At 60.4% G+C, this 26,272-nt stretch carries 24 protein-coding genes; 14 read left to right on the plus strand and 10 right to left on the minus strand.

Translation table 11 applies throughout. From position 1 onward, the window contains the following. The first annotated feature begins 16 nt into the window (after positions 1–16). From proC to WNY61_RS10985, 3 genes are read left to right on the plus strand one after another with little or no spacing between them, the layout of a single operon-like run. Positions 17–832, plus strand: coding sequence for a pyrroline-5-carboxylate reductase (gene proC, locus WNY61_RS10975; RefSeq protein ID WP_342851484.1), 816 nt, complete (start codon positions 17–19; stop codon positions 830–832). After that, entirely contained in the window at positions 825–1,163 is a 339-nt protein-coding gene (locus WNY61_RS10980) for a tRNA-binding protein (protein ID WP_342851485.1), read from the plus strand. Before proC ends, WNY61_RS10980 begins: the two co-directional genes overlap by 8 nt. Continuing rightward, positions 1,160–2,110, plus strand: coding sequence for a D-glycerate dehydrogenase (locus tag WNY61_RS10985; RefSeq protein ID WP_342851486.1), 951 nt, complete (start codon positions 1,160–1,162; stop codon positions 2,108–2,110). The genes WNY61_RS10980 and WNY61_RS10985 overlap by 4 nt, the downstream gene beginning before the upstream one ends. Here WNY61_RS10985 and WNY61_RS10990 read toward each other — a convergent pair. After that, on the minus strand, positions 2,107–2,688 hold the full coding sequence (locus tag WNY61_RS10990; protein WP_342851654.1) for a thymidine kinase: 582 nt from the start codon (positions 2,686–2,688) through the stop codon (positions 2,107–2,109). The two genes, WNY61_RS10985 and WNY61_RS10990, sit on opposite strands and share 4 nt — an antisense overlap. Positions 2,689–2,775: 87 nt before the next feature. After that, positions 2,776–3,900 carry a beta-ketoacyl-ACP synthase III gene (locus WNY61_RS10995; protein WP_342851487.1) on the minus strand — a complete coding sequence of 375 codons (1,125 nt, stop codon included), beginning with the start codon at positions 3,898–3,900 and terminating at the stop codon, positions 2,776–2,778. Positions 3,901–4,320: 420 nt separating this feature from the next. On the opposite strand from WNY61_RS10995, the gene WNY61_RS11000 reads away from it, so the two are divergent. Genes WNY61_RS11000 through WNY61_RS11010 form a run of 3 tightly spaced genes read left to right on the plus strand, consistent with a single transcriptional unit; the run spans position 4,321 to position 7,093 of the window. Further along, positions 4,321–6,006 carry a Tad domain-containing protein gene (locus WNY61_RS11000; protein ID WP_342851488.1) on the plus strand — a complete coding sequence of 562 codons (1,686 nt, stop codon included), beginning with the start codon at positions 4,321–4,323 and terminating at the stop codon, positions 6,004–6,006. Further along, positions 6,003–6,533 carry a TadE/TadG family type IV pilus assembly protein gene (locus WNY61_RS11005; protein WP_342851489.1) on the plus strand — a complete coding sequence of 177 codons (531 nt, stop codon included), beginning with the start codon at positions 6,003–6,005 and terminating at the stop codon, positions 6,531–6,533. Before WNY61_RS11000 ends, WNY61_RS11005 begins: the two co-directional genes overlap by 4 nt. Continuing rightward, positions 6,530–7,093 (plus strand): hypothetical protein, encoded by a 564-nt coding sequence (locus WNY61_RS11010; protein WP_342851490.1) that lies wholly within the window; start codon positions 6,530–6,532, stop codon positions 7,091–7,093. Before WNY61_RS11005 ends, WNY61_RS11010 begins: the two co-directional genes overlap by 4 nt. Before the next feature lie 100 nt (positions 7,094–7,193). Here WNY61_RS11010 and carB read toward each other — a convergent pair whose 3' ends face one another. Both carB and WNY61_RS11020 read right to left on the minus strand, forming a co-directional pair. Further along, the gene (gene carB, locus WNY61_RS11015; RefSeq protein ID WP_342851491.1) at positions 7,194–10,553 is read right to left on the minus strand and encodes a carbamoyl-phosphate synthase large subunit; all 3,360 of its coding nucleotides are present in this window, start codon (positions 10,551–10,553) and stop codon (positions 7,194–7,196) included. A gap of 157 nt (positions 10,554–10,710) precedes the next feature. Further along, positions 10,711–11,496, minus strand: a complete 786-nt coding sequence (locus WNY61_RS11020) for an alpha/beta fold hydrolase (protein WP_342851492.1) — start codon at positions 11,494–11,496, stop codon at positions 10,711–10,713. Between the two features lie 53 nt (positions 11,497–11,549). Between WNY61_RS11020 and WNY61_RS11025 the strand changes: the two genes are divergently transcribed. Continuing rightward, positions 11,550–11,924, plus strand: coding sequence for a hypothetical protein (locus WNY61_RS11025; protein WP_342851493.1), 375 nt, complete (start codon positions 11,550–11,552; stop codon positions 11,922–11,924). Positions 11,925–11,942: 18 nt separating this feature from the next. On the opposite strand, the gene WNY61_RS11030 is transcribed toward WNY61_RS11025, so the two are convergent. Further along, positions 11,943–12,341 (minus strand): cupin domain-containing protein, encoded by a 399-nt coding sequence (locus WNY61_RS11030; RefSeq protein ID WP_342851494.1) that lies wholly within the window; start codon positions 12,339–12,341, stop codon positions 11,943–11,945. 176 nt (positions 12,342–12,517) lie between these two features. Further along, positions 12,518–13,795, minus strand: coding sequence for a serine hydroxymethyltransferase (glyA, locus tag WNY61_RS11035; protein ID WP_342851495.1), 1,278 nt, complete (start codon positions 13,793–13,795; stop codon positions 12,518–12,520). 182 nt (positions 13,796–13,977) lie between these two features. Between glyA and WNY61_RS11040 the strand changes: the two genes are divergently transcribed. Both WNY61_RS11040 and WNY61_RS11045 read left to right on the plus strand, forming a co-directional pair. Next, positions 13,978–14,739, plus strand: coding sequence for an NAD kinase (locus tag WNY61_RS11040; protein WP_342851496.1), 762 nt, complete (start codon positions 13,978–13,980; stop codon positions 14,737–14,739). Positions 14,740–14,879: 140 nt separating this feature from the next. After that, positions 14,880–15,077 (plus strand): CsbD family protein, encoded by a 198-nt coding sequence (locus WNY61_RS11045; protein ID WP_007119049.1) that lies wholly within the window; start codon positions 14,880–14,882, stop codon positions 15,075–15,077. A gap of 71 nt (positions 15,078–15,148) precedes the next feature. Here the strand turns inward: WNY61_RS11045 and WNY61_RS11050 are convergent, their stop codons facing one another. From WNY61_RS11050 to WNY61_RS11060, 3 genes are all read right to left on the minus strand, one after another. After that, complete coding sequence (locus tag WNY61_RS11050) at positions 15,149–16,390, minus strand: saccharopine dehydrogenase family protein (RefSeq protein WP_342851497.1); 1,242 nt, start codon at positions 16,388–16,390, stop codon at positions 15,149–15,151. 19 nt (positions 16,391–16,409) lie between these two features. Continuing rightward, entirely contained in the window at positions 16,410–17,504 is a 1,095-nt protein-coding gene (locus WNY61_RS11055; RefSeq protein WP_342851498.1) for a carboxynorspermidine decarboxylase, read from the minus strand. Positions 17,505–17,730: 226 nt separating this feature from the next. After that, positions 17,731–19,623, minus strand: coding sequence for a propionyl-CoA synthetase (locus WNY61_RS11060; protein ID WP_342851499.1), 1,893 nt, complete (start codon positions 19,621–19,623; stop codon positions 17,731–17,733). A 192-nt stretch (positions 19,624–19,815) separates the two neighbouring features. On the opposite strand from WNY61_RS11060, the gene WNY61_RS11065 reads away from it, so the two are divergent. After that, complete coding sequence (locus WNY61_RS11065) at positions 19,816–20,577, plus strand: MipA/OmpV family protein (protein WP_342851500.1); 762 nt, start codon at positions 19,816–19,818, stop codon at positions 20,575–20,577. Positions 20,578–20,719: 142 nt separating this feature from the next. Further along, positions 20,720–20,830 (plus strand): malic enzyme, encoded by a 111-nt coding sequence (locus tag WNY61_RS11070; RefSeq protein WP_342851501.1) that lies wholly within the window; start codon positions 20,720–20,722, stop codon positions 20,828–20,830. A gap of 56 nt (positions 20,831–20,886) precedes the next feature. On the opposite strand, the gene WNY61_RS11075 is transcribed toward WNY61_RS11070, so the two are convergent. Further along, a complete protein-coding gene (locus WNY61_RS11075; protein ID WP_342851502.1) occupies positions 20,887–23,160 on the minus strand; it encodes an NADP-dependent malic enzyme in 2,274 nt (757 codons plus the stop codon). 211 nt (positions 23,161–23,371) lie between these two features. On the opposite strand from WNY61_RS11075, the gene WNY61_RS11080 reads away from it, so the two are divergent. Genes WNY61_RS11080 through WNY61_RS11090 form a run of 3 tightly spaced genes read left to right on the plus strand, consistent with a single transcriptional unit; the run spans position 23,372 to position 26,263 of the window. Beyond that, positions 23,372–23,764, plus strand: a complete 393-nt coding sequence (locus WNY61_RS11080; RefSeq protein WP_342851503.1) for a cytidine deaminase — start codon at positions 23,372–23,374, stop codon at positions 23,762–23,764. Between the two features lie 4 nt (positions 23,765–23,768). Continuing rightward, positions 23,769–25,073 (plus strand): thymidine phosphorylase, encoded by a 1,305-nt coding sequence (locus WNY61_RS11085; RefSeq protein WP_342851504.1) that lies wholly within the window; start codon positions 23,769–23,771, stop codon positions 25,071–25,073. Next, on the plus strand, positions 25,073–26,263 hold the full coding sequence (locus tag WNY61_RS11090; protein WP_342851505.1) for a phosphopentomutase: 1,191 nt from the start codon (positions 25,073–25,075) through the stop codon (positions 26,261–26,263). The genes WNY61_RS11085 and WNY61_RS11090 overlap by 1 nt, the downstream gene beginning before the upstream one ends. Positions 26,264–26,272: the final 9 nt, after the last annotated feature.

Consider the following 26,272-nt stretch of genomic DNA (forward strand, 5'->3'; position numbering starts at 1 on the left):
ACTTCGGGGGATGACGATGAAAGACGGCAGAGTTGCACGTGATGGCCTAGTTTTGCTGGGCTGTGGCAAGATGGGGTCGGCCATGTTGGCGGGTTGGCTGGCAAAGGGGCTGCCAGCAAGCTCGGTCTGGGTCCGTGACCCGAAGCCGTCTGACTGGTTGCAAGGCACTGGCGTGAACCTTAACGCCGATCTGCCCGCCGCGCCCGCCGTGGTGCTGGTGGCAGTGAAACCGCAGATGATGGCAGATGCGCTGCCGACGCTTCAGGCGATGGGCAATGGCGACACGCTTTTTGTCAGCGTCGCTGCGGGTACCACCATCGGCTATTTCGAAAGCGTCCTTGGCGGCGACACACCTATTGTGCGGGCCATGCCCAATACCCCCGCCGCCATTTCCCAAGGGATCACGGCAATCGTTGGCAATGCCAAGGCGGGCAACCGGTCACTGGATGAGGCCGAGACCCTGCTGAGCGCCGTGGGCGAAGTCGTCCGCCTGACCGAAGAGGCGCAGATCGACGCAGTCACCGGGGTCAGCGGCTCTGGTCCGGCCTATGTTTTTCATATGATCGAATGCATGGCCGCCGCCGGTGTGGCGCAAGGGTTGCCCGAAGAATTAGCCATGCTGTTGGCCAAAGCAACCGTCGCCGGGGCAGGGGCATTGGCGATGCAGGCCGAAGAGGATCCCGGCCAGCTTCGCGTCAACGTGACCAGCCCAAATGGCACCACCCAAGCGGCGCTTGAGGTTTTGATGGACGAGGCCAAAGGCTTCCCGCCCCTGCTGAAACGCGCCGTTGCCGCCGCCGCAGATAGATCGCGGGAGCTGGCAAATGGCTGAGATTTCCTTTGACGATTTTTTGAAAGTCGACATCCGCGTCGGGACCGTCACCCGGGCCGAACCCTTTCCTGAGGCCCGCAAGCCGGCGATCAAGCTTTGGGTCGACTTCGGCGATGAGATTGGCGAGCGTAAAACCTCTGCGCAAATCACCGCTCATTACATCCCGGAAACGCTGGTGGGGCGGCAGGTTGTGGCCGTGGTGAACTTCCCACCGCGCCAGATTGGGCCATTCATGTCAGAGGTGCTGGTGCTCGGCTTGCCGGACAAAGACGGCGAGATTGTATTGCTTTCACCTGATCAACTGGTGCCTCAAGGGGGGCGGATGCATTGAAAAAAATATTGATTGCCAGACCCTTGCCAGAAGAGGTCACCAGCGCGCTAAAAGGCTGCGACGTGTCCGTGCGCGAGGAGACCGCTCCCCTCTCGGCTAACGAAATGCGCGCTGCGCTGCGCGACTATGACGGGGTGATGCCGACCTTGGGAGATGTCTTTTCGGCTGAAGTCTTTGCCAATGTGCCCGACCCACGCTGCAAAATCCTCGCCAATTTCGGCGTCGGCTATAATCATATCGACGCGGCTGCGGCCCGGGCTGCGGGGATTGAGGTGACGAACACTCCCGGCGCGGTCACCGATGCGACGGCGGATGTCGCTATGACCCTTATGCTGATGTCCGCACGCCGCGCCGCTGAAGGGGAGCGGCTGGTGCGTTCCGGCGCGTGGGAGGGGTGGCACCCGACCCAGATGCTGGGGCTGCACGTGACAGGCAAAAAAGTTGGTCTCGTTGGCATGGGTCGGATCGGGCAAGCGATTGCGCGGCGATGTCACTATGGGTTTGAAATGCAGGTCAGCTATTTCAACCGGAGCGCCAAGGACCTGGATTTCCCAGCCACGCGTGTTGAAAGCCTGATAGACCTTGCCACTTCCGTCGATATTCTTGTCATCGCCGTGCCGGGCGGGGGAGAGACGCGGCATTTGATTGATGAGACGGTGCTCAGCGCGATGCAGTCCCATGCTCGGCTGATCAACATCGCTCGCGGCGATGTGGTGCAGGAGGCCGCGCTGATCGAAGCCCTTCGAGTGGGCAAAATCGGCGGCGCTGGTCTGGATGTTTATGAATTCGAGCCAAATGTCCCGCAAGCGCTGCGCGATTTAGAAAATGTCGTGCTGCTGCCACATCTGGGCACTGCGGCGCATGAAGTCCGTGTCGATATGGGGCTGATGGCAGCGGCCAATCTGCAAGCCTTCATCGACGGAGAGATCCTACCGAACCGGGTTTAGCCATCCCCCACGGCGGCGCGCCAGTGTTTGCGGCAGAGCGAGATATAGGTTTCATTCCCGCCGATCTGCACCTGCGCGCCGTCGCGCATGGCTTGCCCTTCGGCGTCGCGGCGCACGACCATCGTTGCCTTTTTTCCGCAGTGGCAGATGGTGCGCACCTCGCGCATTTCATCGGCCAGCGCCAATAGCGCCGCAGAACCGGGGAAAAGTTCACCGCGAAAGTCTACCCGCAGGCCAAAGCACATGATCGGCACGCCCAGATCATCCACTGCGCGGGCCAGTTGCCAGACTTGGTCAACCTCTAGAAACTGCGCCTCGTCGACGAAGATACAGGCGCAGGGGCCTTGCTCTAAACGGCTTTCGATTTTGGCCAGAAGGTCTTCGCCGGGGCCGAAAGTGTCGGCTTCTTGGCCGATGCCGATGCGCGAAGCAATGCGCCCTTCGCCCGCGCGATTGTCGAACTGGGCGGTTAGCAGATAGGGGACCATGCCGCGTTCCACGTAGTTATGCGCCGCTTGTAGCAGCACCGTGGATTTACCGGCGTTCATGGTGGAGTAGTTGAAGTAGAGCTTTGCCATGGGCAGGGTGTTACGCCGCCCATGACAGCGGATCAAGACGCAAACCCCGCCCTCGTGCACCGAAGGCGGCGAGCATGTCGCGGGCCGTTACCCGCGTTTTTTGACGATCACCGAGCCGACAGAATAGCCCGCACCGAAGGAGCAAATCAGACCGGTTTCACCGTCCTTCAGATCATCGGAATTCTTCGCAAAGGCAATGATCGACCCGGCGGAGGACGTGTTGGCATAGTCTTGCAGGATATTGGGTTGCTCACCTTGTTCAGGCTCCCGGCCCAGCACCTTGCGGCCGATAAAATCATTCATCGACTTGTTCGCCTGATGTAGCCAAATGCGCTTCAGGTCAGAGGATTCCAACCCATTGTCGGCCATATGCCCGCCGATATGGTCGGCCACCATGGGTAACACTTCCTTAAACACTTTGCGCCCATTCTGCATGAACTGCATATCGCGCCGGTCGCTCAGCCCATCGGGGCGTGAGCGGCGGAGGAAGCCGTTGTTGTTGCGGATGTTGTTGGAATACTCCGTGGCGCAACGGGTTGAGATGACGTCAAAACAGGGGCCGTTGGTATCTTCGGCGCGCTCTAGCAATGTGGCGGTGGCGACATCGCCAAAGATAAAGTGGCAATCCCGGTCGCGCCATTCGAGGTGGGCTGAGCAAATCTCAGGGTTCACCACCAAAGCAGAGCGGATGGAGCCGGAGCGGATCATATCGGCCGCGGCCTGGATGCCAAAGGTGGCCGAAGAGCAGGCGACGTTCATGTCAAAGGCGAACCCCTTAACCCCGAGCAGTTCCTGAATTTCAATGGCCACCGCAGGATAGGCGCGTTCCAGATTAGAAGCGGCGCAGATTACGGCATCGACATCGGCGGTGGTTTTGCCTGCAGCGGCAAGCGCTTTCTGGGCCGCGTCAACGGCCATTTCCGCCATCAATGACGGTTCCTCATCCGCGCGTTGGCGCAGCAGGGGGTGCATGATGTTGGGGTCAAGCACGCCTGATTTGTCCATGACGTAGCGCTGCTCAATGCCGCTGGCTTTAAGGATAAATTCCTCAGAAGAATGCGCCTTGGCGTCCACAGTGCCTGCTTCGATCGCCTCGGCATTCTCGTCGTTGTAAAGATCGACATAGGCATTGAACGCTTCGACCAGTTCCGCATTGGTGATGGTCTGCTGCGGCGTGAAGACGCCCGTGCCGGTGATGGCGGCTTGATACATCGAAGTTGTCCCTTTCTCACCAACAGCATGGCTGGTCTACTAAAGCTGAGCAGCCCCAGAAGTTTTGCAAGGGGCCGGCGTCGTGGTTGCTGCACCTTTGGGTGCATACTGTCTGCAATGGTGCAGGTTTCGTACTTTAACGAAACCACAACAGAGTTGCCACGGGTTTGAAATGGCAAGCGTGGGAATGCCGCTACAATCACACAATCTGATTTATCTCTATCATGCGGCGTGCCTTGACTATGCAATCGATAGGGGGCAGTGATCAGATATTAACAACCACTAATTGATAAAATTTATTCAGAGTTTTGCACTGGCGCCTACGAAACTGGCACTGATTATACAGGCTATTTGCCGCTGATTTCGCGACGCAAAGCACAAAAACTCCTTACGATTTCAACCTCCGCAGAAGAGGGTGTCATGAGGCAGAGAAGTAAATATAATATGCTTATCAGCAGGATAGTGCATTTCCGCAAGGATGAGGGCGGTGGTATGCTGGTCCTCATGCTGATCGTATTCTTTGGGATTACGATCTTTGGCGGGCTCGCCGTAGATTTGGCAAACCACGAGCGGACGCGGACGACCTTTCAGACCCACCTCGATAACGCGGTGCTGGCAGCTGCCAGCCTGTCACAAGACCTCGATGCCGAGGAGGTGGTGCGCAGCTATCTCACATCCGCGGGGCTTGACCCGTCGGAAGTCGAGATTGAGACAAGCGAAGAAAAAATCGGCGGCATCTTGGTGGGCCGGACAGTCGAAGCATCGCTTCCTGCCGGGCTTAACACCTATTTCTTCCGCTTTTTCGATATAGACACGCTTGGCATGACGATCAGCTCAGAGGCCACAGAGCGGGTGGAGGATATCGAAATTTCACTCGTACTCGATGTTTCGGGGTCGATGGAGGAAACCACCAGCGACCGCAGCGGGATCAAGCTGGATTTGTTAAAAAGGGCGGCAGGCGATTTTGTTGAGACAATTTTGAGTGATGCCGAAGAGGGGCGTGTGTCAATTTCAATCGTTCCTTATTCGACAAAGGTGAACCCCGGGTCGGCGTTGTTGGGCCAATACACCGTGTCTCAAGAGCATTCATATTCGCATTGCGTGGACTTTGACGCTGCTGACTTCACGCATCTTGGCATCGATACAGCCACCGAACTGCAGCGAACCGGACATTTTCTGATCGGCAATGAGTCGAATTCAAACCCAACTTCGGGGCAATGGGTGTGCCGATTTGATTCTGGCTTCGCGGTGACGCCTTTGTCTAGTTCAGTCGCAGAGCTGAAAGCGCAGATTGCTGCGCTGACCCCTCTGGGTTCAACCTCTATCGACATGGGTGCGAAGTGGGGGTTGGCCTTGCTAGATCCTTCCGCCCAAACACCCATCGCTGCCATGATTGCGTCAGGCCAGGTCAACCGCGCATTTCAGGGGCGCCCCCATAGTTATGGTGCCGATAATAGCATGAAAGTCTTGGTGCTGATGACCGACGGTGAGAACCGCGAGGAGTATCGCCTAAAGCCAGAATTTGCATCTGGCCAATCGGATTTGACCCGAACGACTTATGGGAGCAACACATACTATTCTGTCGCGTCTTCGGAGAGCAGTTACGAGAATGACAGCGATAGGTCCTATCCAGAATCTAACTTTTACGCGATACACCCGTTTGGAACTCAGCGAATGTGGAGCAATGACACGCTCGCGAACAATTCCGACTACAAACAGGCAAATAAGTCCTCTGAAGAACGCCTGGATTGGCCTGAAGTCTGGGCCGAAATGTCGCCCTACTACTACGGCTACAACATGTACGGCCGACGATACAACTCGAGTTGGTACTGGTACCAGCGTGCGATAAATTTCCGAGATTACATTCAATGGACGGTCGACTCGGTGGAAAAAGACCGTCGCCTTCGGGAAATTTGCGGCGTGGCGAATGCTGCGGGGGTCGTCATCTATTCCATCGGCATGGATGTGGACAACACCAATTCGCTGAACCTTTTGAAGGACTGCGCCTCTTCTGAATCCCATTACTTCGATGTTGAAGGACTAGAGATCCAGACAGCTTTTGACATGATCGCCGCGTCGATCTCAATGTTGAGGCTGACGAAATGACGGGTTTTTTCAAATATCGTTTTCGCCCATCCGAGGCGGGCGGGGTCACCATTGAGTTCGTCATCCTGCTGCCTTTGGTGTTTTATTTCTTCTTCTTAGCGCTTGAAACTGGCTTGTGGAGCGCGCGTGAGATCATGCTGCGCCGCGCGACGAACCTCGCCGTGCGGGATGTGCGCCTGTCGACCGGCGCCACGCCGAGCTATGACGCTATGAAGGCGCTGATCTGCGAGCGTTCTGTCTTTGAGGCCGGGTGTCTTGAGGGCATCCGTATTGAGATGCAGGCCAAGCCTGTGGCGGATTGGGCAGACTTTTCAGGGCCAGCCCCCTGTGTGGACCGAGACGAGGATTACGACCCGGCCAACGGCTTTCTACCCGGCCAGCAGAACAACCTGATGATGATGCGGGTCTGCCGCCTTTTCGACCCGCTTTTGCCGGGGACCGGTCTGGGGCGCCGTCTGCCCGAAGGATCTGACAGTCAGTACGGCGTGCGGGTCACCACTGCCTTTGTGACGGAGCCGCGCGGATGATTGCAAATAGGCTTAAACGCTTCTTGAAGGCAGATGAGGGCAGTCAAACGATCGCATTTGTCGTTCTATTGCCGCTTTTGGTTTGGTCCATCATGGCGATGCTGACCTTTACGGATGCCTTTCGCATTCGTGCAATGGCCACGGATGCCACTGCCGTTATCGCCGACAGCCTGTCACGGCAATCAACGCCAATTGACCTGAACGAACTGCTTGGGCTTCAATCGGTCGCAGAGCAGTTGATCGGCTATGACGTGTCCCTGCGCATCACCCAAGTTCACTGTCTCAGCAATTGTGCTGATCTTAACCGTCGGATAATTTTGGTCGATTTCTCGCAAGGGATTGGATTGGACAGCCTGCTGGACTTGGATTTCGCAGCAGGTCTGTCACGTCAGCGCGTGCCGCTGATGGCCGAAGGCGACCGGCTGGTGCTGGTCGAGACATCGTTCATGCACGAACCGATTGCGCAAATCGGATTAGAGGGCCGGGAAGTCAGCGTATCCCACGCCACGCGAATGCGCTTTGCGCCGCAACTGTGCTGGCTGAGGTGCATCGTCAGCTAATTAGCCGTGTGGCACTTTGGGACGCATGAAAGGGCACGGATCCTCAGGGCAGCTAAGCGCAACAATGAAGTGGGGCCGCCCAATGGACAGCCCCAATTTCTTAACCCTGAAGCGCCTTCACGCCGATCTCATCCTCGGCCTGCGCCTTGATCGCCAATGCAGCGGCATGGGCGCCTGCGGCGGTGGTGAAGTAGGGGATCTTGTCATAAAGCGCGATGGAGCGGATCGACTTGCTGTCCTCAACCGCCTGCGCGCCTTCCGTCGTGTTCATTACCAGATGCACATCGCCGTTCTTCATCATGTCGGTGATGTCGGGACGGCCTTCGTAGACCTTATTCACCACAGCGCAGGCATGGCCATTCTCAGACAGCCATTCCGCGGTGCCGCGGGTACCGATGAGGGCAAAGCCTTGGGCAAGCAGGATTTCTGCCGCCTCTAGCATGCCTTGGCCCTTGTCGGCATCTTTGACAGACAAGAAAGCGCAGCCTTTGCGTGGCAACGGGTTGCCCGCGCCCAACTGCGCTTTAAGGAACGCGCGGGGGAAGTCGCGGTCCCAGCCCATGACCTCGCCCGTGGAGCGCATTTCCGGCCCCAAGAGCGTGTCGACCCCGGGGAAACGAGCGAAGGGCAGCACGGCCTCTTTGACCGAGAACCACGGCATATTGGGGTCTGCCAGCGTCATCGGATCGCCGAGCGGCAGCGTGTCCTCATACGCGGCGGAGGCGTCATAGGGCGCGCGCAGGGGGAAGTTGGTCAGCGGCTCGCCAGCCATGATCCGCGCGGCGATGGAGGCGATAGCAGAGTCCGTCGCTTTGGCCACGAAAGGCACGGTGCGCGAGGCGCGGGGGTTGACCTCAATCAAGTAAATCTCGCCGTCTTTGACCGCGAATTGGATGTTCATCAGGCCGACGACGTTGAGCGCCAGGGCCAGCGCGCGGGTTTGCTTTTCAACTTCGGCGATGATCTCGCGCGGCAGCGAATAGGGCGGCAGGGAGCAGGCGCTGTCACCGGAGTGAACGCCCGCCTCTTCGATATGCTGCATGATGCCCGCGACATGAACATTCTCGCCATCGCAGAGGGCATCCACATCCAGCTCAACCGCGCCTGAGAGGTAGCTGTCGAGCAGCACCGGGCTGTCGCCGGAGACGACCACGGCGTTGGTGATGTAGCGCTCAAGGCTGGCTTGGTCGCGCACGATCTCCATCGCGCGGCCCCCCAGAACGTAGGAGGGGCGGATCACCAGCGGGAAGCCGATTTCCTTGGCGATTTCCATCGCTTCAGCGTCGGAATGGGCGATGCCGTTGTGTGGCTGCTTGAGACCGAGGTTCAGCACAAGCTGTTGGAAGCGCTCACGGTCTTCGGCCAGATCAATCATGTCCGGCGTGGTGCCAAGGATCGGGATGCCCGCCTCTTGCAGGCCATTGGCGAGCTTCAGTGGGGTCTGGCCACCGAACTGGACGATGACGCCGTGCAGCGTGCCGTTTTCCTGCTCAACGCGCAGGATTTCCATGACGTGCTCAAATGTCAGCGGCTCAAAGTACAGACGATCCGAGGTGTCATAGTCGGTCGAGACCGTCTCGGGGTTGCAGTTGACCATGATGGTCTCATAGCCCGCGTCCGTGAGCGCATAGCAGGCGTGGCAGCAGCAGTAATCAAACTCAATGCCTTGGCCGATGCGGTTGGGGCCACCGCCGAGGATGACGACCTTTTTACGGTCAGAGGGCCGCGCTTCGCATTCGGCTTCGCCCATGAGCGGGGTCTCGTAGGTGGAGTACATGTAGGGCGTTTGCGCTTCGAATTCGGCGGCGCAGGTGTCGATGCGTTTGAAGACGGCTTTGACGCCAAGGGCGAGGCGGGCGTCGCGGACGGCGGCTTCGCGTTGGTCAGTCAGAATGGCGAGGCGGGCGTCGGTGAAGCCCATCATTTTGAGGTCGCGGAAGCTGTCGCTGTCTTCCGGCAAGCCATTCATGCGGATGCCTTCTTCGGCCTCAATGATCTCGCGGATACGGGCGAGGAACCATGGGTCGAACATCGTGTGGGCGTGCAGATCTTCGTCCGCCATTCCGTGGCGCATCGCTTGGGCGATGGTGCGCATGCGGTCGGGGGTCTGGGCGGTGATCGCTTTTATAAGGGCGGCGGTGTTTTCCGGCGCGTCGTTTGGCAGATCGGCGTTGAACCCGGTGATCTTGACTTCGTCAAAGCCAGTAAGACCGGATTCCATCGACGCCAGCGCTTTTTGCAGGCTTTCATGGATGGTGCGGCCAATCGCCATAGCTTCGCCCACCGATTTCATCGCGGTGGTGAGATGCGGCTCGGCACCGGGGAATTTCTCAAAGGCGAATTTTGGAATCTTGGTGACGACGTAGTCGATTGATGGCTCAAAGGACGCGGGGGTAACGCCGGTGATGTCGTTGTCGAGCTCATCCAGCGTGAAGCCCACGGCGAGCTTCGCCGCGATCTTAGCGATGGGGAAGCCGGTAGCCTTGGACGCCAGCGCTGAGGAGCGCGAAACGCGTGGGTTCATTTCGATCACGACCATGCGGCCATCGGCGGGGTTCACGGCCCATTGCACGTTGGAACCGCCGGTTTCCACGCCGATCTCGCGCAGCACGGCGATGGAGTGGTTGCGCATGATCTGGTATTCTTTGTCGGTCAGCGTCAGGGCCGGGGCCACGGTGATGCTGTCGCCGGTGTGCACGCCCATTGGGTCGATGTTTTCAATCGCGCAGACGATGATCGCGTTGTCGGCAGTGTCGCGCACCACTTCCATCTCGAACTCTTTCCAGCCGAGCAGGGACTCGTCGACGAGGATTTGCCCCATGGGCGAGGCGTCCATTCCGGAGCGGCAGAAGAATTCGTAGTCTTCGCGGTTATAGGCCACGCCACCGCCAGTGCCGCCCATGGTAAAGGCGGGGCGGATGATGGCGGGCAGGCCCACGTATTCCAGCGCCTCAAGCGCAAGGTTCACGCCTGCGGCGAGGTCTTTCTTGCCGTCGGCGCGTTTGGGGGCAGTGACGATGGTGGCTTTGGGGTTTTCGATGCCCAAGCGGTCCATCGCGTCGCGGAAGAGCTTGCGGTCTTCGGCCATCTCGATGGCTTCGCGCTTGGCGCCAATCATCTCAACGCCGAATTTTTCGAGCACGCCCATTTCTTCGAGCGCGAGCGAGGTGTTTAGCCCGGTCTGGCCGCCCATCGTGGGCAAAAGCGCGTCGGGGCGCTCTTTTTCGATGATCTTGGCAACGATCTCAGGGGTGATCGGCTCGATGTAGGTGGCATCGGCAAGGCCCGGATCGGTCATGATCGTGGCTGGGTTGGAGTTGACGAGGATGACACGGTAGCCTTCCTCCTTCAGCGCCTTACAGGCTTGCGCGCCGGAATAGTCAAACTCGCAGGCTTGTCCGATGACAATCGGCCCCGCACCAATGATCATGATCGACTGGATGTCGGTACGTTTTGGCATGGCGGCCCCCTGTGCTTGAAAATTGTCCTGCCTTATAGGCAAGGCGGCTGTGGCTGCAAGGGGGAATGGCATCGACGGCCTGAGAACGAGGGGTTGAGCGGTGACTTCTACCCATGGGGGTGATGTTCTGGGCCGTCTATGCGGGTGCAGGAGGAACCTAGCTTGGCGTGTCCGTTCTTTCGGTATTCAGGAAGATGCGCAGCGTGGCTTCAAATTCCCGTGGTTTTTCGGCATGGAGCCAATGGCCCGCGCCGGGGATCTTGGCAAAGCGCGCCTGCGGGAAGAGTTCCTTGATCAGACCTCGATGTTCGGCGCGGACATAGTCTGATGCGCCGCCGGATAGAAAAAGCGTCGGCCCGTCGAACTGCCCGCTAACATCCTCGGGCCAGCCGATGATCTTGGGCATCTCTGCTTCGAGCGCGTCAAGGTTCAAGCGCCAACGTTTGTCGGGCACGTCAAGCGATTGGGTGAAAAAGCTTTGCAAGGCGCGCTCTACGCCGGCCTTGGCCAGTTGCGCCTCGGCGTCCGAGCGGCGCTCGATATGTGCCAAATCCACGCTGCGCATGGCGTCGATGAACATCTGCTGTGTGCGGCCATAAGTGACGGGCGCAATATCGGCGACAATCACGCGGCGCAGCAGCTCGGGACGGGTGAGTGCCAGCAGCATCACCGCCTTGCCGCCCATGGAGTGGCCGCAGATGTCCACTGGCCCACCCAGATGTTCGATGACCTGCGCGATATCTTGGGCCATGTCCGGATAGCTGTGGCTGGCGTGATGCGGGCTGCTGCCGTGGTTGCGCATGTCCACGGTCACAACCCGACGGTTATCGGAAAGACGTTTGGCGATCACGCCCCAGTTGCGGCCAGAGCCATAGAGCCCGTGCACAATGAGCAGGGTCGGGTGGTCTGCGGCGGTGTCGCCATATTCGGTGTAATTTAACATGCGACCAAATTACGGGCATTGCAGCCCGGGGGCCAGAGCGATTAGATGCGGCCATGATCGACCGTCAAGAATTCAACACCCGCGCCGAGGCGCTGCGCCCCCTGTTTGAGGATAGGTTGCGCATCAAAGCACGTGATCTGCGTCAGGCCTTTCACCGGGCAGGCCGAGAATTGCCGCGCGGCATTCGGGGCGATGGGGCACTGTTGGGCAAGACTGAGCATCTGGTCGCCAACCCACATATTGCCCGTCAGCTAGAGGACGCGCCTGTTTGGGATGCCTTCAACCGAGTGACGACGCATCTGCGAGAGATCGATGGCAAAGCCCGACGGCGCGGTCAGATTCTGGATCGCTTGGCAGGAATTGCCTTTAATATACTGGTGGTTTTCGTGGGTTTTGTGATCTGGCTGTGGTGGCGCGGCTACGTCTAAGCCGCCGCGCCCTTTGGCTCAGGACGGATCGTAGTCCGCGTCCGCGACCTTTTCCATCCATTCAACGGCTCCACCGACCTGTGCTTCTTGCATGGCGATATGGGTCATGGCGCTGTCAGGTGCGGCCCCGTGCCAGTGTTTCTCTCCCGGTTCAAACCAGACCACATCGCCTTTGTTGAGCGTCTGCATCGGGCTGCCTTCGGTCTGGGCGCGGCCTGTGCCTTCGGTGACGATCAGCGTCTGACCGAGCGGATGGGTATGCCACGCTGTGCGCGCACCGGGCTGAAAGGTCACTGTCACCGCGCGCAGGCGGGCGGGGGCCGGGGCGGCGATCACCGGTGCCATCTCCACCTCTCCGGTGAAGTAGTCTTCGGGGCCGGGCTCGGAAGGGCGGCTGCCTTTAGGGTGAATGATCATCTGGGTCTCCTTTGCAGGAGAATGTGGCGCGGGACGGGGGGATGGGCAAGGGGAAGCGTACCAATGCACCCAAGGCCATCGCCCGCCCTTGGGGCGGTCGGGCGCTGTCCGGCGGCACAGGGTGCCTTGGTTCCGGACAAAGAAAGGCCCCCGCATCCCTGCGAGGGCCAAACGTCTTAAAGGTTTGGATACATCGGGAACCGCTGGCAAAGTGCTTCGACTTCGGCGGCTACTTTCGCCTCAACCTCGGCATTGCCCTCGGCACCATTCGCCGCAAGCCCGTCGACCACTTCGATGATCCAATCCGCAATCTGGCGGAATTCGGCCTCACCGAAGCCGCGCGTCGTGCCCGCGGGGGAGCCGAGACGAATGCCCGAGGTTACCATCGGCTTTTCGGGGTCAAACGGCACACCGTTCTTGTTGCAGGTGATATGCGCCCGGCCCAGAGCCTTCTCGGTGTCGTTGCCTTTGACGCCCTTGGGACGCAGATCAACCAGCACGACATGGGTGTCGGTGCCGTGGGTCACGGTATCAAGCCCGCCTTTGATCAACTGATCCGACAGCGCCTGCGCATTGGCGATGACCTGTTTGGCGTAGTCTTTGAAGCCGGGCTGCAGCGCCTCGCCAAAGGCCACGGCCTTGGCCGCGATCACATGCATCAGGGGGCCGCCCTGAATGCCGGGGAAAATGGCGGAGTTGATCTTTTTCGAGATCGCCTCGTCGTTGGTCAGGATCATCCCGCCGCGCGGACCGCGCAGGGTTTTATGGGTTGTGGTGGTGGCGACATGGGCATGCGGGAAGGGCGAGGGATGCTCACCTGCTGCCACGAGGCCCGCGAAATGCGCCATATCGACAAGCAGGTAGGCACCCACGCTGTCGGCAATCTCGCGCATCTTGGCAAAGTCGATCTGGCGCGGAATGGCAGAGCCGCCGGCGATGATCATCTTAGGCTTATGCTCGGCAGCCAGTTCGGCGACTTGGTCGTAGTCCAGCAGGTTGTCTTGCTTGCGCACGCCGTATTGCACCGCGTTGAACCATTTGCCCGACTGGTTCGGCTTGGCCCCGTGGGTCAGGTGTCCACCGGCATCAAGGCTCATGCCCAGTATGGTATCGCCAGGTTGCAGCAGGGCGGTAAAGACACCTTGGTTCGCTTGGCTACCTGAATTCGGCTGGACGTTGGCGAACTGGCAGTCAAACAGCTTGCAGGCCCGTTCGATGGCGAGGTTTTCGGCCACGTCGACATGTTCACAGCCGCCATAATAGCGACGGCCCGGATAGCCTTCGGCGTATTTGTTGGTCATGATGCTGCCCTGCGCTTCAAGCACCGCAGCAGAGACGATGTTCTCGCTGGCGATCAACTCGATCTCGTCGCGCTGGCGGCCCAGTTCGGCGTCAATCGCAGCGGCGAGGGCCGGGTCGGAGTCAGCAAGAGATTTGGTGAAGAAATCGGACATCAGGGGATCCTCATTGGAGCTGGTTTCGCGTGTTGCCTATCGGAAACGCGGGCCGAGGTGAAGTCTGTAAACCGACCATGTGCAAGATATGTGCGTCAACACTGGTGGCGCGCGGAATAATGTGGTTGTTTTGGCCCCAAACGCCGATGATCGGAAACTTTGCCCCGAGTGAGCCCGCTGACATGTCTCTGAAAATCGCCTTTGTGGCCAGTCGCGCCACCGTGGCTCAGACCGCGCGTGCTGCCCTGATCGGGCGCTATGGCGATGTGCCTCTGCGTCAGGCGGATGTGATTGTGGCGCTGGGTGGTGACGGGTTCATGCTGCACACGCTGCACAGCACCCAAGAGATGGACGCGCCGGTCTATGGGATGAACCGGGGCACCATCGGCTTTTTGATGAACGCCTACCGCGAAGGTGACTTGCAAGCGCGTCTTGCCGCTGCCGAAGAGGCCGTGATTAACCCTTTGGTCATGCGGGCCACGCATATTGACGGGACGACCTCAACCGCGCTTGCGATCAATGAGGTGTCCTTGCTGCGCGCCGGGCCGCAGGCAGCCAAGCTGCGGATCACGATAGACGGCCGGCAACGGATGGAAGAGCTTGTCTGCGACGGCGCGCTGGTGGCAACCCCAGCGGGGTCCACGGCCTATAACTATTCCGCACATGGTCCGATCTTACCGATTGGCTCGGATGTGCTGGCCCTGACCCCTATCGCAGCCTTCCGCCCGCGTCGTTGGCGGGGGGCGTTGCTGCCCAAACGCGCCACGGTGCGTTTTGATGTGCAGGAGCCTGAAAAGCGCCCCGTTATGGCGGACGCCGACGGACAGTCACACCGCAATGTGACGACCGTTGAAGTGGCCTCGGATCCCGGGATCAGCCACCGCATCCTGTTTGATCCCGGTCATGGGTTGGAAGAGCGGTTGATCTCCGAACAATTTAATTAGGCTACGGGACGGGCAGACTGTTCAGTTGGCACCTTTCCGCTGCTGAGGATTGGCGCAGGAACCACGAACTTCCCGCCAGCGTTGTACTTGCAAGAGCGGGGCAATCCCGCATCTTCGCAGCCGATAAAAGGAGACCTGCAATGAATTGGGATCGTATCGAAGGCAATTGGAAACAGATGACCGGCGCCGTGAAGTCGCAATGGGGTGATCTGACGGACGACGAGATTACCGAAGCACGCGGCAACCGCGAGCAACTGGTGGGCAAGATTCAAGAACGTTACGGCGTGGCCAAGGATGAGGCCGAGCGTCAGGTTGACGACTTTGCTGCAAAGCACTGAGTTTTTGACGATAGATTAGAAAAGGCGATCCCGAGGGGTCGCCTTTTTGCGTTTAAGTATGCGCTAAGGCATCAAGCTTCGTGCCAAGCGCGGTCGCCTTTGTCGTCTTTTACACGGGTTGGCAGGCCGATGTCATCAAGCAGCGTGAAAAGCGGCTTCGGGTCCAGCTCTTCCACATTAACCATCGTGCCCGTGTCGTAAGCGCCTTCGGCGATCAGCATCGCGAACGCGACCGGCGGCACGCCAGCGGTGTAGGAAATCCCTTGGCTGCCCACCTCGTTATAAGCGTCCTTGTGATCGGCGACGTTATAAACGAACACCTCAACCTCTTCGCCGTTCTTCACACCCTTCACCAGATCGCCAATGCAGGTCTTGCCGGTGTAGTTCGGCGCAAGGCTCGACGGATCTGGCAACACGGCTTTGACCACCTTCAACGGCACAACCTCTAGCCCCTCGGCAGTGGTAACCGGCTGCTCTGACAGCAGGCCGAGGTTCTGCAAAACGGTGAAGACATTAATGTAATGATCGCCAAATCCCATCCAGAAGCGCACATCGGCCTCGGGGTAGTTCGCGGCCAGCGAATGCACCTCATCATGGCCCGACATATAGGCCTTTTGCTTGCCGACGACGGGCAGATCCCACTCACGGCCCACTTCGAACATCTTGTTCTCTTTCCATTCGCCTTCTTGCCAGCTGTAGACCGTGCCGGTGAATTCGCGGAAGTTGATTTCCGGGTCGAAGTTGGTCGAGAAATATTTGCCGTGATCGCCTGCGTTGATGTCGACGATGTCGATGGATCTGACCTCGTCCATGAACTCATCAACCGCGAAACGAGCGAAAGCGTTGACCATGCCGGGATCGAAGCCAGCGCCAAGGATCGCGGTCACGCCTGCCTCGGCGCAGGCTTCGCGGCGTTTCCATTCGTAGTTGCCATACCACGGCGGCGTCTCGCAGATTTTGCGGGGGTCTTCGTGGATCGCGGTGTCGATATAGGCGGCGCCGGTCTGGATGCAGGCCTCAAGCACCGTCATGTTCACGAAGGGCGAGCCCACGTTGATAACGATCTGGCAGCCGGTCTCTTTGATGAGGGCGGCGACGGCTTCTGTGTCCATCCCGTCGACGGCATGCGTCTTGAACACACCGTCCTGCTTCATCGCGCCTTTCTCATGCACGCTGGCGATGATCGCCTCGCATTTCGAAACCGTGCGGCTGGCGATGTGAAGATCACCCAAACGATCATTATTTCGCGCGCATTTATGCGCCACAACCTGTGCGACGCCGCCCGCGCCGATGATAAGAACATTGCGTTTCATAGTGTTGACCTCTCTCTTGTCACGACAGGGCGGCGGCGAAATCGTCATAGTCGAAATCGCGCACCAATCGGGTGGTTCCGTCCAGCTCGCGGATGGCGATGCTGGGCATTTTGACGCCGTTGAACCAGTTTTTCTTGACCATCGTGTAGCCAGCGGCGTCTTGGAACGAGAGCCGGTCACCGGCTTTCAGCGGCGCATCAAAGCGGAACTCGCCAAAGATATCGCCCGCAAGGCAGGACTTGCCGCAGATCATCCACTCGTGGTCGCCGGTATTGGGCGCGATCTTGGCCGGTTCGCGGTAGATCAGCAGGTCAAGCATATGCGCCTCGATCGAGCTGTCGACGATGGCAAGGTTCTTGCCGTTGTGCATCGTGTCAAGCACGGTAACCTCCAGCGTCGCCGCCCCGGTAATCGCGGCCTCACCCGGCTCCAGATAGACCTGCACGCCAAAGGCTTCGGCGAAGGATTTCAGCCGCAGCGCCAGATCATCAAGCGGGTAGTCTGCGCCCGTGAAATGGATGCCACCACCGAGGCTGATCCAGTCCATCTTATGCAGCACTTCGCCAAAGCGGTCTTCGATCAGGGTCAGCATCTCGTCGAACCGCTCGAAGTCGTCGTTCTCGCAATTGTTGTGAAACATCAGCCCGGTGATCCGGTCTGCGACCGCGTCAATCGCCGCCGGGTCATGTTCGCCCAGACGGCTAAAAGGCCGCGCGGGGTCGGCAAGGTCGAACTCGGAGGTCGAGACGCCGGGATTTGCTCGCAGGCCGCGGATGTGGCCCGAGGATTGGGTATCGAACTTGTCGAGCTGGCCGATGGAGTTGAAGATGATCTTGTCGGCGTGGCCCAGCACCTCGTCGATCTCATGATCGGCATAGGCGACGGAATAGGCGTGGGTCTCTCCGGGGAATTTTTCGGCCCCCAGCCGCACCTCGTAAAGCGAGGAGGAGGTCGAGCCGTCCATATACTCCGACATGAAGTCAAAGACCGACCATGTCGCGAAACACTTCAGCGCCAGCAGGCAACGCGCGCCCGAAAGGGCGCGGAGGCGGGCGATCTTCTCCATATTGTCGCGGAGATTGGCCTTATCGATCAGGTAATAGGGTGTCTGCACGTCGAAAACCTTTCTGCGCGGCCGGAGGGCAAGCTCCGGGAGGGAAAAGACCCACTGGATGTGCTGTCGTGGTTGGCCCCGCTGCGGGGCATTTCCGAGGGCGCTTCGCATATTTCGCGCAAGCAACGCAATTGTAAAAAACGCGCGGGCTGGACGGCACGCGCGTTTCCTTGGGTCTGAGTTTAGCGCCAGACCTGCAAAGGTCCACCGCCATACGTCTGTTTGGTTAGCCCTGCGGGTAGCCGATGCCCTTTAGTGCGTCACGGATCTCGTCCAGAATCGCCGGGTCGTCGATGGTTGCGGGTGGCTTGAAATCCTCCCCATCCGCGATTTTCACAATCGTCGCGCGGAGAATTTTCCCCGAGCGTGTTTTGGGCAGGCGGTCTACCACCACGGCCTGTTTAAAGGCGGCGACGGGGCCGATCTGCTCGCGCATCCGGGTGACGCATTCCGCGACGATTTCTTCATGTGGGCGGTCGACGCCCTTGGTGAGGCACAAGAAGCCCACGGGGCTTTGCCCTTTAAGCTCGTCGCTCACCCCCACAACGGCGCATTCGGCCACATCGGGGTGGCCCGCCAGAACCTCCTCCATCGCCCCGGTCGACAGACGGTGGCCTGCCACGTTGATCACGTCATCGGTGCGCGCCATGATCCAGACATAGCCGTCCTCATCAATCCGGCCTGCATCGCCGGTCTCATAATAGCCGGGGAAGGTGGTGAGATAGGATTTGCGAAAGCGGTCTTCGGCGTTCCACAGGCTGGGCAGGGTGCCGGGGGGCAGGGGGAGCTTGATGGCAATCGCGCCCAACTCTCCAGCAGGCAGGGGTTCGCCGCGCTCATCAAGAATTTCCACGTCATAGCCGGGCATTGGCACAGTGGGGGAGCCGACCTTGACTGGCAGCGCCTCAAGCCCCGCAGGGTTGCCGACGATGGTGTAGCCGGTTTCGGTCTGCCACCAGTGATCGTAGACCGGCTTGCCCAGCTTTTCCTGCGCCCATTCGACGGTATCCGGATCGGCCCGTTCCCCCGCGAGATAGAGCGCACGCAGGCTCGACAGATCGTATTTCTTGATCTCCTCGCCCTTGGGGTCTTCGCGTTTTACGGCGCGGATTGCAGTGGGGGCGGTGAAGAAGCTCGACACGCCATGCTCTTCGATCACCCGCCAGAAGGTGCCCGCATCGGGGGTGCCCACGGGCTTGCCCTCGAACACAACGGTGGTGTTGCCAGCGATCAGCGGGGCATAGCAGATGTAGCTGTGGCCCACGACCCAGCCCACGTCTGACGCGGCCCAGAAAACCTCGCCCGGATTGACGTTATAGATGTTCTTCATCGTCCAGTTGAGCGCCACCAGATGCCCCGCTGTGGGGCGCACCACGCCCTTGGGCGCGCCGGTGGTGCCGGAGGTGTAAAGGATATAGGCCGGGTGGTTCCCCTCAACGGGGGCGCAAGGCGCGGGGCGCACGCCGTCTTGGGCGGCGTACCAGTCGATGTCGCGCTCGGGGTTCAGCTCACAGGGTTTTTGGCCGCGTTGCAGGATAATGCAAGTGTCGGGCTTATGCGTGGCCTGTTCGATGGCGCCGTCCAGCAAAGGTTTGTAATCGACCACGCGCGATGGCTCGACCCCGCAAGAGGCGGCAATGATCGCCTTGGGTTTGCAATCGTCGATCCGCACCGCCAACTCGCTTGAAGCAAAGCCGCCAAACACCACCGAATGGATTGCGCCGATACGCGCACAGGCCAGCATCGCCTCCACCGCTTCGGGGACCATGGGCATATAGATCACCACGCGGTCGCCTTTTTCCACACCTTGCGCCACCAGCGCCCCGGCGAGCGAGGCAACATGGGCCTGCAATTCGCTATAGGTCAGGGTCGCTTTTTTGCCAGTGATCGGGCTGTCATAGATGATCGCGACGCGCTTGCCGTTGCCCTGCTCCACATGGCGGTCCACGGCGTTGTAGCAGGTGTTTACACTGGCATCCGCGAACCATTCATAGATATCGTCACCCCGGTCAAAGAGCGCCTTTTGCGGCGCGATGTCCCAGTCGATCGCCTCGGCCTGCTCTAACCAATAGGCTTCGGGGTCGGCCTTCCAACGGTCGTAGGTGTCGCGGTATCCCATGGTGATCCTCCTCTTATTGCGCGGGCGGGGCAAACCCGCGGGCCGGGTATAGCTGTACTGACGCGCAAATATTTCCAGCCACTCTGGCCGCTTAGAAAGAATTCAGCAAGCGGATCGCTATTGTTCCTGTCAGTTGTGGCGCGTCATGCTAGGTTGGGCGGAAACCCTTAGATATCTTTGGAGCCTGCCCACATGCGCCTCGCCTTTTCACTGCCCCTTGCTTCTTGCCTTGCTTTGGTTGCCGCGCTGCCGGCGGCAGCGCAGGACCGTTCGTTCAACTTCGCCCTGCGCGGCGGGGTTGGGGCGGCGCCGGATTACCCGGGCGCCAGCAGCTACCGCGCGACGCCGGATTTGTCCTTCACCTTGGGGTCACTGGAATGGGGCGGTCGTAAGATCGGCACCAACATCGGCGAGGCGCCCAAAACCGGTTTCGGCTTTACCGGTGCATTCCGGTATGTGGGCGAGCGCGACACGTCTGACTACCCCGAACTGGCCGGGCTTGAGGATATCGACGCCGCGGTCGAACTGGGCTTTGGCGTGGTCTACCGCGAAGTGAACTGGCAAGTCTTCGGTAAGGTACGCCAAGGTTTTGGCGGGCATGAAGGCGTGACCGGTGACATCGGCGCTGATGTGATCTTCCGCCCTGATGAGCGTTGGACCATCACCGCAGGCCCGCGTTTCAGCCTTGGCAATGACACCTATGCCGACACCTATTTTGGCGTCGACACGGCTACGCCGACCTTGGCGGCCTATGAGGCCGATGGCGGTCTGCTGGGCGCGGGTGTTGAGGTACAGGCGACCTACCGTTTGGATGAGGCATGGGCGCTTGAGGGGGCCGTGGCCTATCAACGTCTGCTGAATGACGCGGCCGACAGCCCGATCACGCAGGCCGGTTCTGATGATCAATGGACCATGCGCATCGGCGTTAGCCGCGCGTTCAACTGGCGGTTCTAAGCGGCATTGCGCCGCCTTCCGGGGCGGCGCGTCGTTTGCGACATTTGGGTCGAAAACGGATCAGCGTGGGCACGGGTTTTTGCCATGATGAGGGCAGGCGCGGCATGATGCCAGCGCCCCTCGCATGACAAAGGGCCCGACCATGGGTGACAAAATCAGCAACAAGAAAAAGCAAGCCAAGGCGGCGGCAAAGCCAGCCTCCAAGGCCCCGTCCTCCGTCGCGGACATCAAGCCCGCCACGCCCCGTAAATAAGCCAACGCCCGAACACGTAACGCCGTCCCCAAAGGGGGCGGCGTTTTGCTTTGGGCTCAGCCGTAATGCGCAACCGGAGTGCCCGCGATGGCGCCCACGTTGAGCAGCCCGCGCGCGGTGATTGAGGGCGAAACGATATGCGCCCGGTTGCCCATGCCCATCAGGATCGGTCCAACCTCAAGCCCGTCGCCCTTCATTTTCAGGATGTTACGTACGCCCGAGGCCGCATCGGCATGGGCAAAGACCAGCACATTCGCGGCCCCCTCCATCCGGTTGCAGGGCAAGAGCCGCCCGCGCAATTCCGCATCAAGCGCGGTGTCGATGTTCATCTCACCCTCATAGCAGAAATCATGCTGGCCCGCGTCGAGGATTTGCAGCGCCGCGCGCAGGCGTTTGCCCGACCCTTCGCCCTGATTGCCAAACTGGCTTTGCGAACAGAGCGCGACCTTCGGCTCAATCCCAAAGCGCCGCACGTGGCGGGCCGCGCCAATGGCGATCTCGGCAATCTGCTCAGGCGTGGGGTGCAGGTTCACTTGCGTGTCGGCAATGAACAATGGCCCGTCTTCGAGGATCATCATGCTTAACGCGCCATGCGGGCGGAAACCGTCGCGGCCCAGCACCTGATTGACGTAGTTCAAATGCCAACCGAACTCACCAAAGGTGCCGCAGATCAGACTGTCAGCCTCGCCGCGATGCACCATGACCGCGCCGATGGCAGTGGTGTTGGTGCGCATCACCGCACGGGCAATGTCGGGGCTGACGCCACGGCGGCACATGAGGCTGTGATAGGTCTCCCAATAGTCGCGGTAGCGGGGGTCATTCTCGGGGTTCACCAGATCGACGTTCTGGCCCAGTTGAAGATTGAGGCCCGCCTTTTCGATGCGCCGCTCGATCACTTCGGGGCGGCCAATGAGGATCGGCCGCTCAACGGTTTCTTCGATGATCGCCTGCGCGGCGCGCAGCACCCGCTCGTCTTCGCCCTCGGCAAAGACCAGGCGGCGCGGGGAGGAACGGGCGGATTCGAACACCGGGCGCATGATCAGCGCGGATTTAAACACCGACCCGTCGAGTTTACGCTTATAGGCGTCCAGGTCTTCGATGGGCCGTGCGGCCACGCCCGTCTCCATCGCGGCCTTGGCCACGGCAGAGGATACCACCCCGATGAGGCGCGGATCGAAAGGTTTGGGGATCAGGTAATCGGCGCCAAAGGTGAGCTGTTCGCCCTGATAGGCCGCTGCCGCTTCGGCGCTTGTCGTGGCGCGGGCGAGGGCTGCGATACCGTCGATACAGGCAATCTTCATTTCGTCATTAATCGTGGTCGCCCCCACATCCAATGCGCCTCGGAAGATGAAGGGGAAGCAGAGGACGTTGTTCACCTGATTGGGAAAATCGCTGCGGCCTGTTGCGATGATCGCGTCGGGGGCCACCGCACGGGCGAGATCGGGCAGGATTTCGGGCGTCGGGTTGGCCAGAGCGAAAATGATCGGGCGTTTGGCCATTTTCGCGACCATCTCGGGCAAGAGCACGCCGGGGCCGGAAAGGCCGAGGAAGAGGTCGGCATCGTCGATCACATCGTCCAGCGTGCGCAGATCGGACTTCTGCGCATATTCGGCCTTGATCGGGTTCATATCCTCGGTACGGCCCTCATAGACCAGACCGTTGATGTCACACAGCCAGACGTTCTCGCGCTTTACGCCCAGTTTCAGCAGCATGTTGAGGCAAGCGATGCCCGCCGCCCCGCCCCCGGTGGAGACGATCTTGATGTCCTCGAACCGTTTGCCTGCGACATGCAAAGCGTTCTTCACAGCAGCACCCACAACGATGGCAGTGCCATGCTGGTCATCGTGGAAAACGGGAATATTCATCCGCTCGCGGCAGATACGCTCAACCGTGAAACAATCGGGGGCCTTGATGTCCTCAAGGTTGATTGCGCCAAAGCTCGGCTCCATCGCGCAGACGATTTCGGCCAGTTTCTCGGGGTCGGCTTGGTCAAGCTCGATGTCAAAACAGTCGATATTGGCGAACTTTTTGAAGAGCACGGCCTTGCCCTCCATCACCGGTTTGGAGGCCAGCGCGCCGATATTGCCCAGCCCCAACACAGCGGTGCCGTTGGTGACCACGGCAACAAGGTTCCCGCGCGAGGTGTAGCGTGCGGCGGTGTCGGGGTCTTTTTGAATTTCGATACAGGCCTCGGCCACGCCGGGCGAATAGGCCCGCGCCAGATCACGGCCATTGGCCAGCGGCTTGGTCGCGCGGACCTCCAGCTTACCGGGCCGGGGGTGTTCGTGGTAGTCCAGTGCTGCTTGGCGCAAGTTGGGGGTGTCGGACATCGTTTATGCTCCTCCCGAATAATGGTTTAGCGTTAAACTATTTTTTGCGCGCAGGCAAAGCGGCATTTGGTGCCCCGGTTGAAGGGGGGTGACTTAGCGTCGTCCTTGCAGGCCATTCCACTAGAGGTATGAGGGACGGCTGGAATGACGCGTGGTTTTGCATCGCACAGGGCGGGGCAATTTTCTATAGTCCGGAAAAAAGGAGATCATAATGAGCGATTTGCGCGAAGCGGCTGTGAAGGTGCGGGAAAATGCCCACGCGCCCTATTCAAATTTCAAGGTTGGTGCGGCGATCCGCACTGCCTCGGGTGCGGTGTTCAGCGGCTGCAATGTCGAAAACGTTGCCTACCCGCAGGGCACCTGCGCCGAGGCCGGTGCGATTGCCGCTATGGTTGCGGCAGGCGAGCGTGAGATTGCCGAGGTCTATGTCGTGGCAGGCAGCGACCTGCCGGTGACCCCCTGCGGCGGGTGCCGTCAGAAACTCGCCGAGTTCTCGGGCGATTTGGTGTCGGTGACCATGGCGACAGTCGCAGGCAAAGAGCAGAAAATGACCATGGGCGACCTGCTGCCGGGGGCCTTTGGTGCCGCCCATATGCAGGGTTAACCCCATGAGCGCGCGGGATATTCTGGCGCGTCTGCGCCACGGCAAGACGCTGAACGCCGAAGCCCTGTCTTGGATGGCTGGCGCGTTAGCTGACGGCTCGGTGAGCGACGCACAGGCCGGGGCCTTTGCCATGGGCATCTGCCTTAACGGCTTGGATGAGCAAGGCCGCGTGGCGCTGACGCTGGCGATGCGCGATTCGGGGCGGGTGCTGGCGTGGGACTTGGACGGCCCGGTGCTCGACAAACACTCCACCGGCGGCGTCGGCGATTGCGTGTCGCTGATCCTTGCCCCGGCGCTGGCCGCGTGCGGCGCTTACGTGCCGATGATTTCGGGCCGGGGATTGGGCCACACGGGCGGAACGCTTGATAAGCTGGAGGCGATCCCCGGCGTGAGCACCCAGTTGGAAGAGGCGCGGTTTCGCGATGTCGTAGCAGAGGTCGGCTGCGCCATCGTCAGCGCCAGTGGCGACATCGCACCAGCGGATCGGCGGCTTTACGCGGTGCGAGATGTGACATCGACCGTGGATTCGCTCGATTTGATTACTGCGTCGATCCTGTCCAAGAAACTCGCGGCGGGGCTGGATGGGTTGGTGCTGGACGTGAAAGTCGGCAGCGGCGCCTTCATGAAAGATTTGGCCGAGGCGCGCGCATTGGCGCAAGCGCTGAGCGGCACCGCCACGGCGGCGAGTTGCCCGACCACGGCAGTCATCAGCGACATGAACCAGCCGCTGGTGCCGAGCCTTGGCAACGCGCTTGAAGTGGCCGAAGTCATGCAGGTGCTGACCGGGGCGAAGACCGGGCCGATCCTTGATGTGACAGTCGAGCTGGGTGGCGGCCTGCTCGCCAGTGGCGGTTTGGCGGCGAATGCAGAAGCGGGCGCGCAAGCGCTGCGCGCAGCAGTTGCCGATGGCCGTGCATTGGAGCATTTCGCGCGCATGTTAAGCGCGATGGGCGCCCCTGCGGATTTCGTTGAGACTTGGCACCGTATCCTGCCCGAGGCTCCTGTGATCCGCGCTGTGCCTGCACCGCGCGCCGGTTATGTCAGCGCAATCGACGGGGCTGCACTCGGCATGGCTGTCGTCAACCTTGGCGGAGGCCGCGTGATTGAGGCGGATCGGATCGACCCGGCGGTTGGCCTCTCAGAAGTGCTGCGTTTGGGCGATGAGGTGCAGGCAGGCCAACCCTTGGCGATGATCCACGCGGCGCGGCCTGAGGCTGCGGATGCAGCCGAGGCGGCGGTGCTGGCGGGGATTAGCTTGGGCGATGCGCCGGTGGCAGTGCCGGATTTGATCTTGGAAAGGATCGGTTGATGGGACGTGCTTTTTTGGTCGTGATTGATTCCGTAGGTATCGGCGGTGCGCCGGACGCGGGGGATTTTTTTAACGGCGATCTGCCGGATAGCGGGGCCAATACGCTGGGCCATATTGCGCAGGCCTGTGCTGCGGGCGAAGCTGAGGAGGGGCGCAGCGGGCCGCTTACTTTGCCCAATCTCCACCGGTTGGGGCTGGGTGCTGCGCTGACGCTCGCCAGCGGGATGGAGGCACCGGGCTTGGGCGCTACGCCCGAGGGGCGGTGGGGCGCTGCGACGGAGATCTCTCAAGGCAAGGACACCCCCTCGGGCCATTGGGAATTGGCCGGGCTGCCGGTGCCTTGGGCTTGGCATTACTTCCCCGATAAGAAACCCGCCTTCCCATCTGACCTAACGGACGAGGTCGCGCGGCTGGCGGGGACGGACGGCATCTTGGGCAACTGCCATGCCTCAGGCACGGCGATCATTGAGCGGCTGGGGGCGGATCATTGCGAAAGCGGCTGGCCGATTTGCTATACCTCCGCCGACAGCGTTTTCCAGATCGCCGCCCATGAAGAGACCTTCGGCCTCGACCGCCTGCTGAAGCTTTGCGAAGACATCGCGCCGCACCTGCATGAGATGAAGGTGGGCCGTGTGATCGCGCGGCCCTTCACCGGAGAACCCGGCGCGTTTGTGCGCACCGCGAACCGCCGCGACTATGCCATCACGCCGCCCAAACCGGTGCTGACCAACTGGGTGCAAAACGCGGGGGGGCGGGTCTACGCGGTGGGCAAGATCGGCGACATCTTCACCATGCAGGGCATTGATGAGCTGCGCAAAGGCCCGGATGCGGTGCTGATGGGGCATTTGAATGATCTGATGAACGAGGCCGAAGAGGGCAGCCTGACCTTCGCTAATTTCGTGGAGTTCGACAGCCTTTATGGCCACCGCCGCGATGTGTCGGGTTATGCCCGTGCGTTGGAGTGGTTCGACGCCGAGATCGGCAAAGTCATCGACGCGCTGCGCGACGGGGACATGCTGGTGGTGACTGCGGATCATGGCAATGACCCAACCTGGGCTGGCACCGATCACACGCGCGAAAGGGTGCCGGTGCTGGTCGCCGGGACCGGGGCGGGGGAGTTGGGTCAGATCGGCTTTACCGATGTCGCGGCCCTTGTCGCCGGGCATTTGGGGGTAAAGGTACCGGAGTAGCCGCGCAGC

Source organism: Sulfitobacter sp. AS92, assembly GCF_038900015.1.
In the GTDB taxonomy this organism is placed as follows: domain Bacteria; phylum Pseudomonadota; class Alphaproteobacteria; order Rhodobacterales; family Rhodobacteraceae; genus Sulfitobacter.

Bases quoted from the DNA above. Each gene is read 5' to 3' on its own strand.
- WNY61_RS11050 (WP_342851497.1), bottom strand. From the start codon at position 16,390: ATGAAACGCAATGTTCTTATCATCGGCGCGGGCGGCGTCGCACAGGTT.
- WNY61_RS10980 (WP_342851485.1), top strand. From the start codon at position 825: ATGGCTGAGATTTCCTTTGACGATTTTTTGAAAGTCGACATCCGCGTC.
- WNY61_RS11045 (WP_007119049.1), top strand. From the start codon at position 14,880: ATGAATTGGGATCGTATCGAAGGCAATTGGAAACAGATGACCGGCGCC.
- WNY61_RS11060 (WP_342851499.1), bottom strand. From the start codon at position 19,623: ATGGGATACCGCGACACCTACGACCGTTGGAAGGCCGACCCCGAAGCC.
- WNY61_RS11020 (WP_342851492.1), bottom strand. From the start codon at position 11,496: ATGTTAAATTACACCGAATATGGCGACACCGCCGCAGACCACCCGACC.
- carB (WP_342851491.1), bottom strand. From the start codon at position 10,553: ATGCCAAAACGTACCGACATCCAGTCGATCATGATCATTGGTGCGGGG.
- WNY61_RS11075 (WP_342851502.1), bottom strand. From the start codon at position 23,160: ATGTCCGACACCCCCAACTTGCGCCAAGCAGCACTGGACTACCACGAA.
- WNY61_RS11025 (WP_342851493.1), top strand. From the start codon at position 11,550: ATGATCGACCGTCAAGAATTCAACACCCGCGCCGAGGCGCTGCGCCCC.
- WNY61_RS11070 (WP_342851501.1), top strand. From the start codon at position 20,720: ATGGGTGACAAAATCAGCAACAAGAAAAAGCAAGCCAAGGCGGCGGCA.
- WNY61_RS10995 (WP_342851487.1), bottom strand. From the start codon at position 3,900: ATGTATCAAGCCGCCATCACCGGCACGGGCGTCTTCACGCCGCAGCAG.
- WNY61_RS11085 (WP_342851504.1), top strand. From the start codon at position 23,769: ATGAGCGCGCGGGATATTCTGGCGCGTCTGCGCCACGGCAAGACGCTG.
- WNY61_RS11040 (WP_342851496.1), top strand. From the start codon at position 13,978: ATGTCTCTGAAAATCGCCTTTGTGGCCAGTCGCGCCACCGTGGCTCAG.
- WNY61_RS11080 (WP_342851503.1), top strand. From the start codon at position 23,372: ATGAGCGATTTGCGCGAAGCGGCTGTGAAGGTGCGGGAAAATGCCCAC.
- WNY61_RS11030 (WP_342851494.1), bottom strand. From the start codon at position 12,341: ATGATCATTCACCCTAAAGGCAGCCGCCCTTCCGAGCCCGGCCCCGAA.
- WNY61_RS11000 (WP_342851488.1), top strand. From the start codon at position 4,321: ATGAGGCAGAGAAGTAAATATAATATGCTTATCAGCAGGATAGTGCAT.
- glyA (WP_342851495.1), bottom strand. From the start codon at position 13,795: ATGTCCGATTTCTTCACCAAATCTCTTGCTGACTCCGACCCGGCCCTC.
- WNY61_RS11010 (WP_342851490.1), top strand. From the start codon at position 6,530: ATGATTGCAAATAGGCTTAAACGCTTCTTGAAGGCAGATGAGGGCAGT.
- WNY61_RS10990 (WP_342851654.1), bottom strand. From the start codon at position 2,688: ATGGCAAAGCTCTACTTCAACTACTCCACCATGAACGCCGGTAAATCC.
- WNY61_RS11005 (WP_342851489.1), top strand. From the start codon at position 6,003: ATGACGGGTTTTTTCAAATATCGTTTTCGCCCATCCGAGGCGGGCGGG.
- WNY61_RS11065 (WP_342851500.1), top strand. From the start codon at position 19,816: ATGCGCCTCGCCTTTTCACTGCCCCTTGCTTCTTGCCTTGCTTTGGTT.
- WNY61_RS11090 (WP_342851505.1), top strand. From the start codon at position 25,073: ATGGGACGTGCTTTTTTGGTCGTGATTGATTCCGTAGGTATCGGCGGT.
- proC (WP_342851484.1), top strand. From the start codon at position 17: ATGAAAGACGGCAGAGTTGCACGTGATGGCCTAGTTTTGCTGGGCTGT.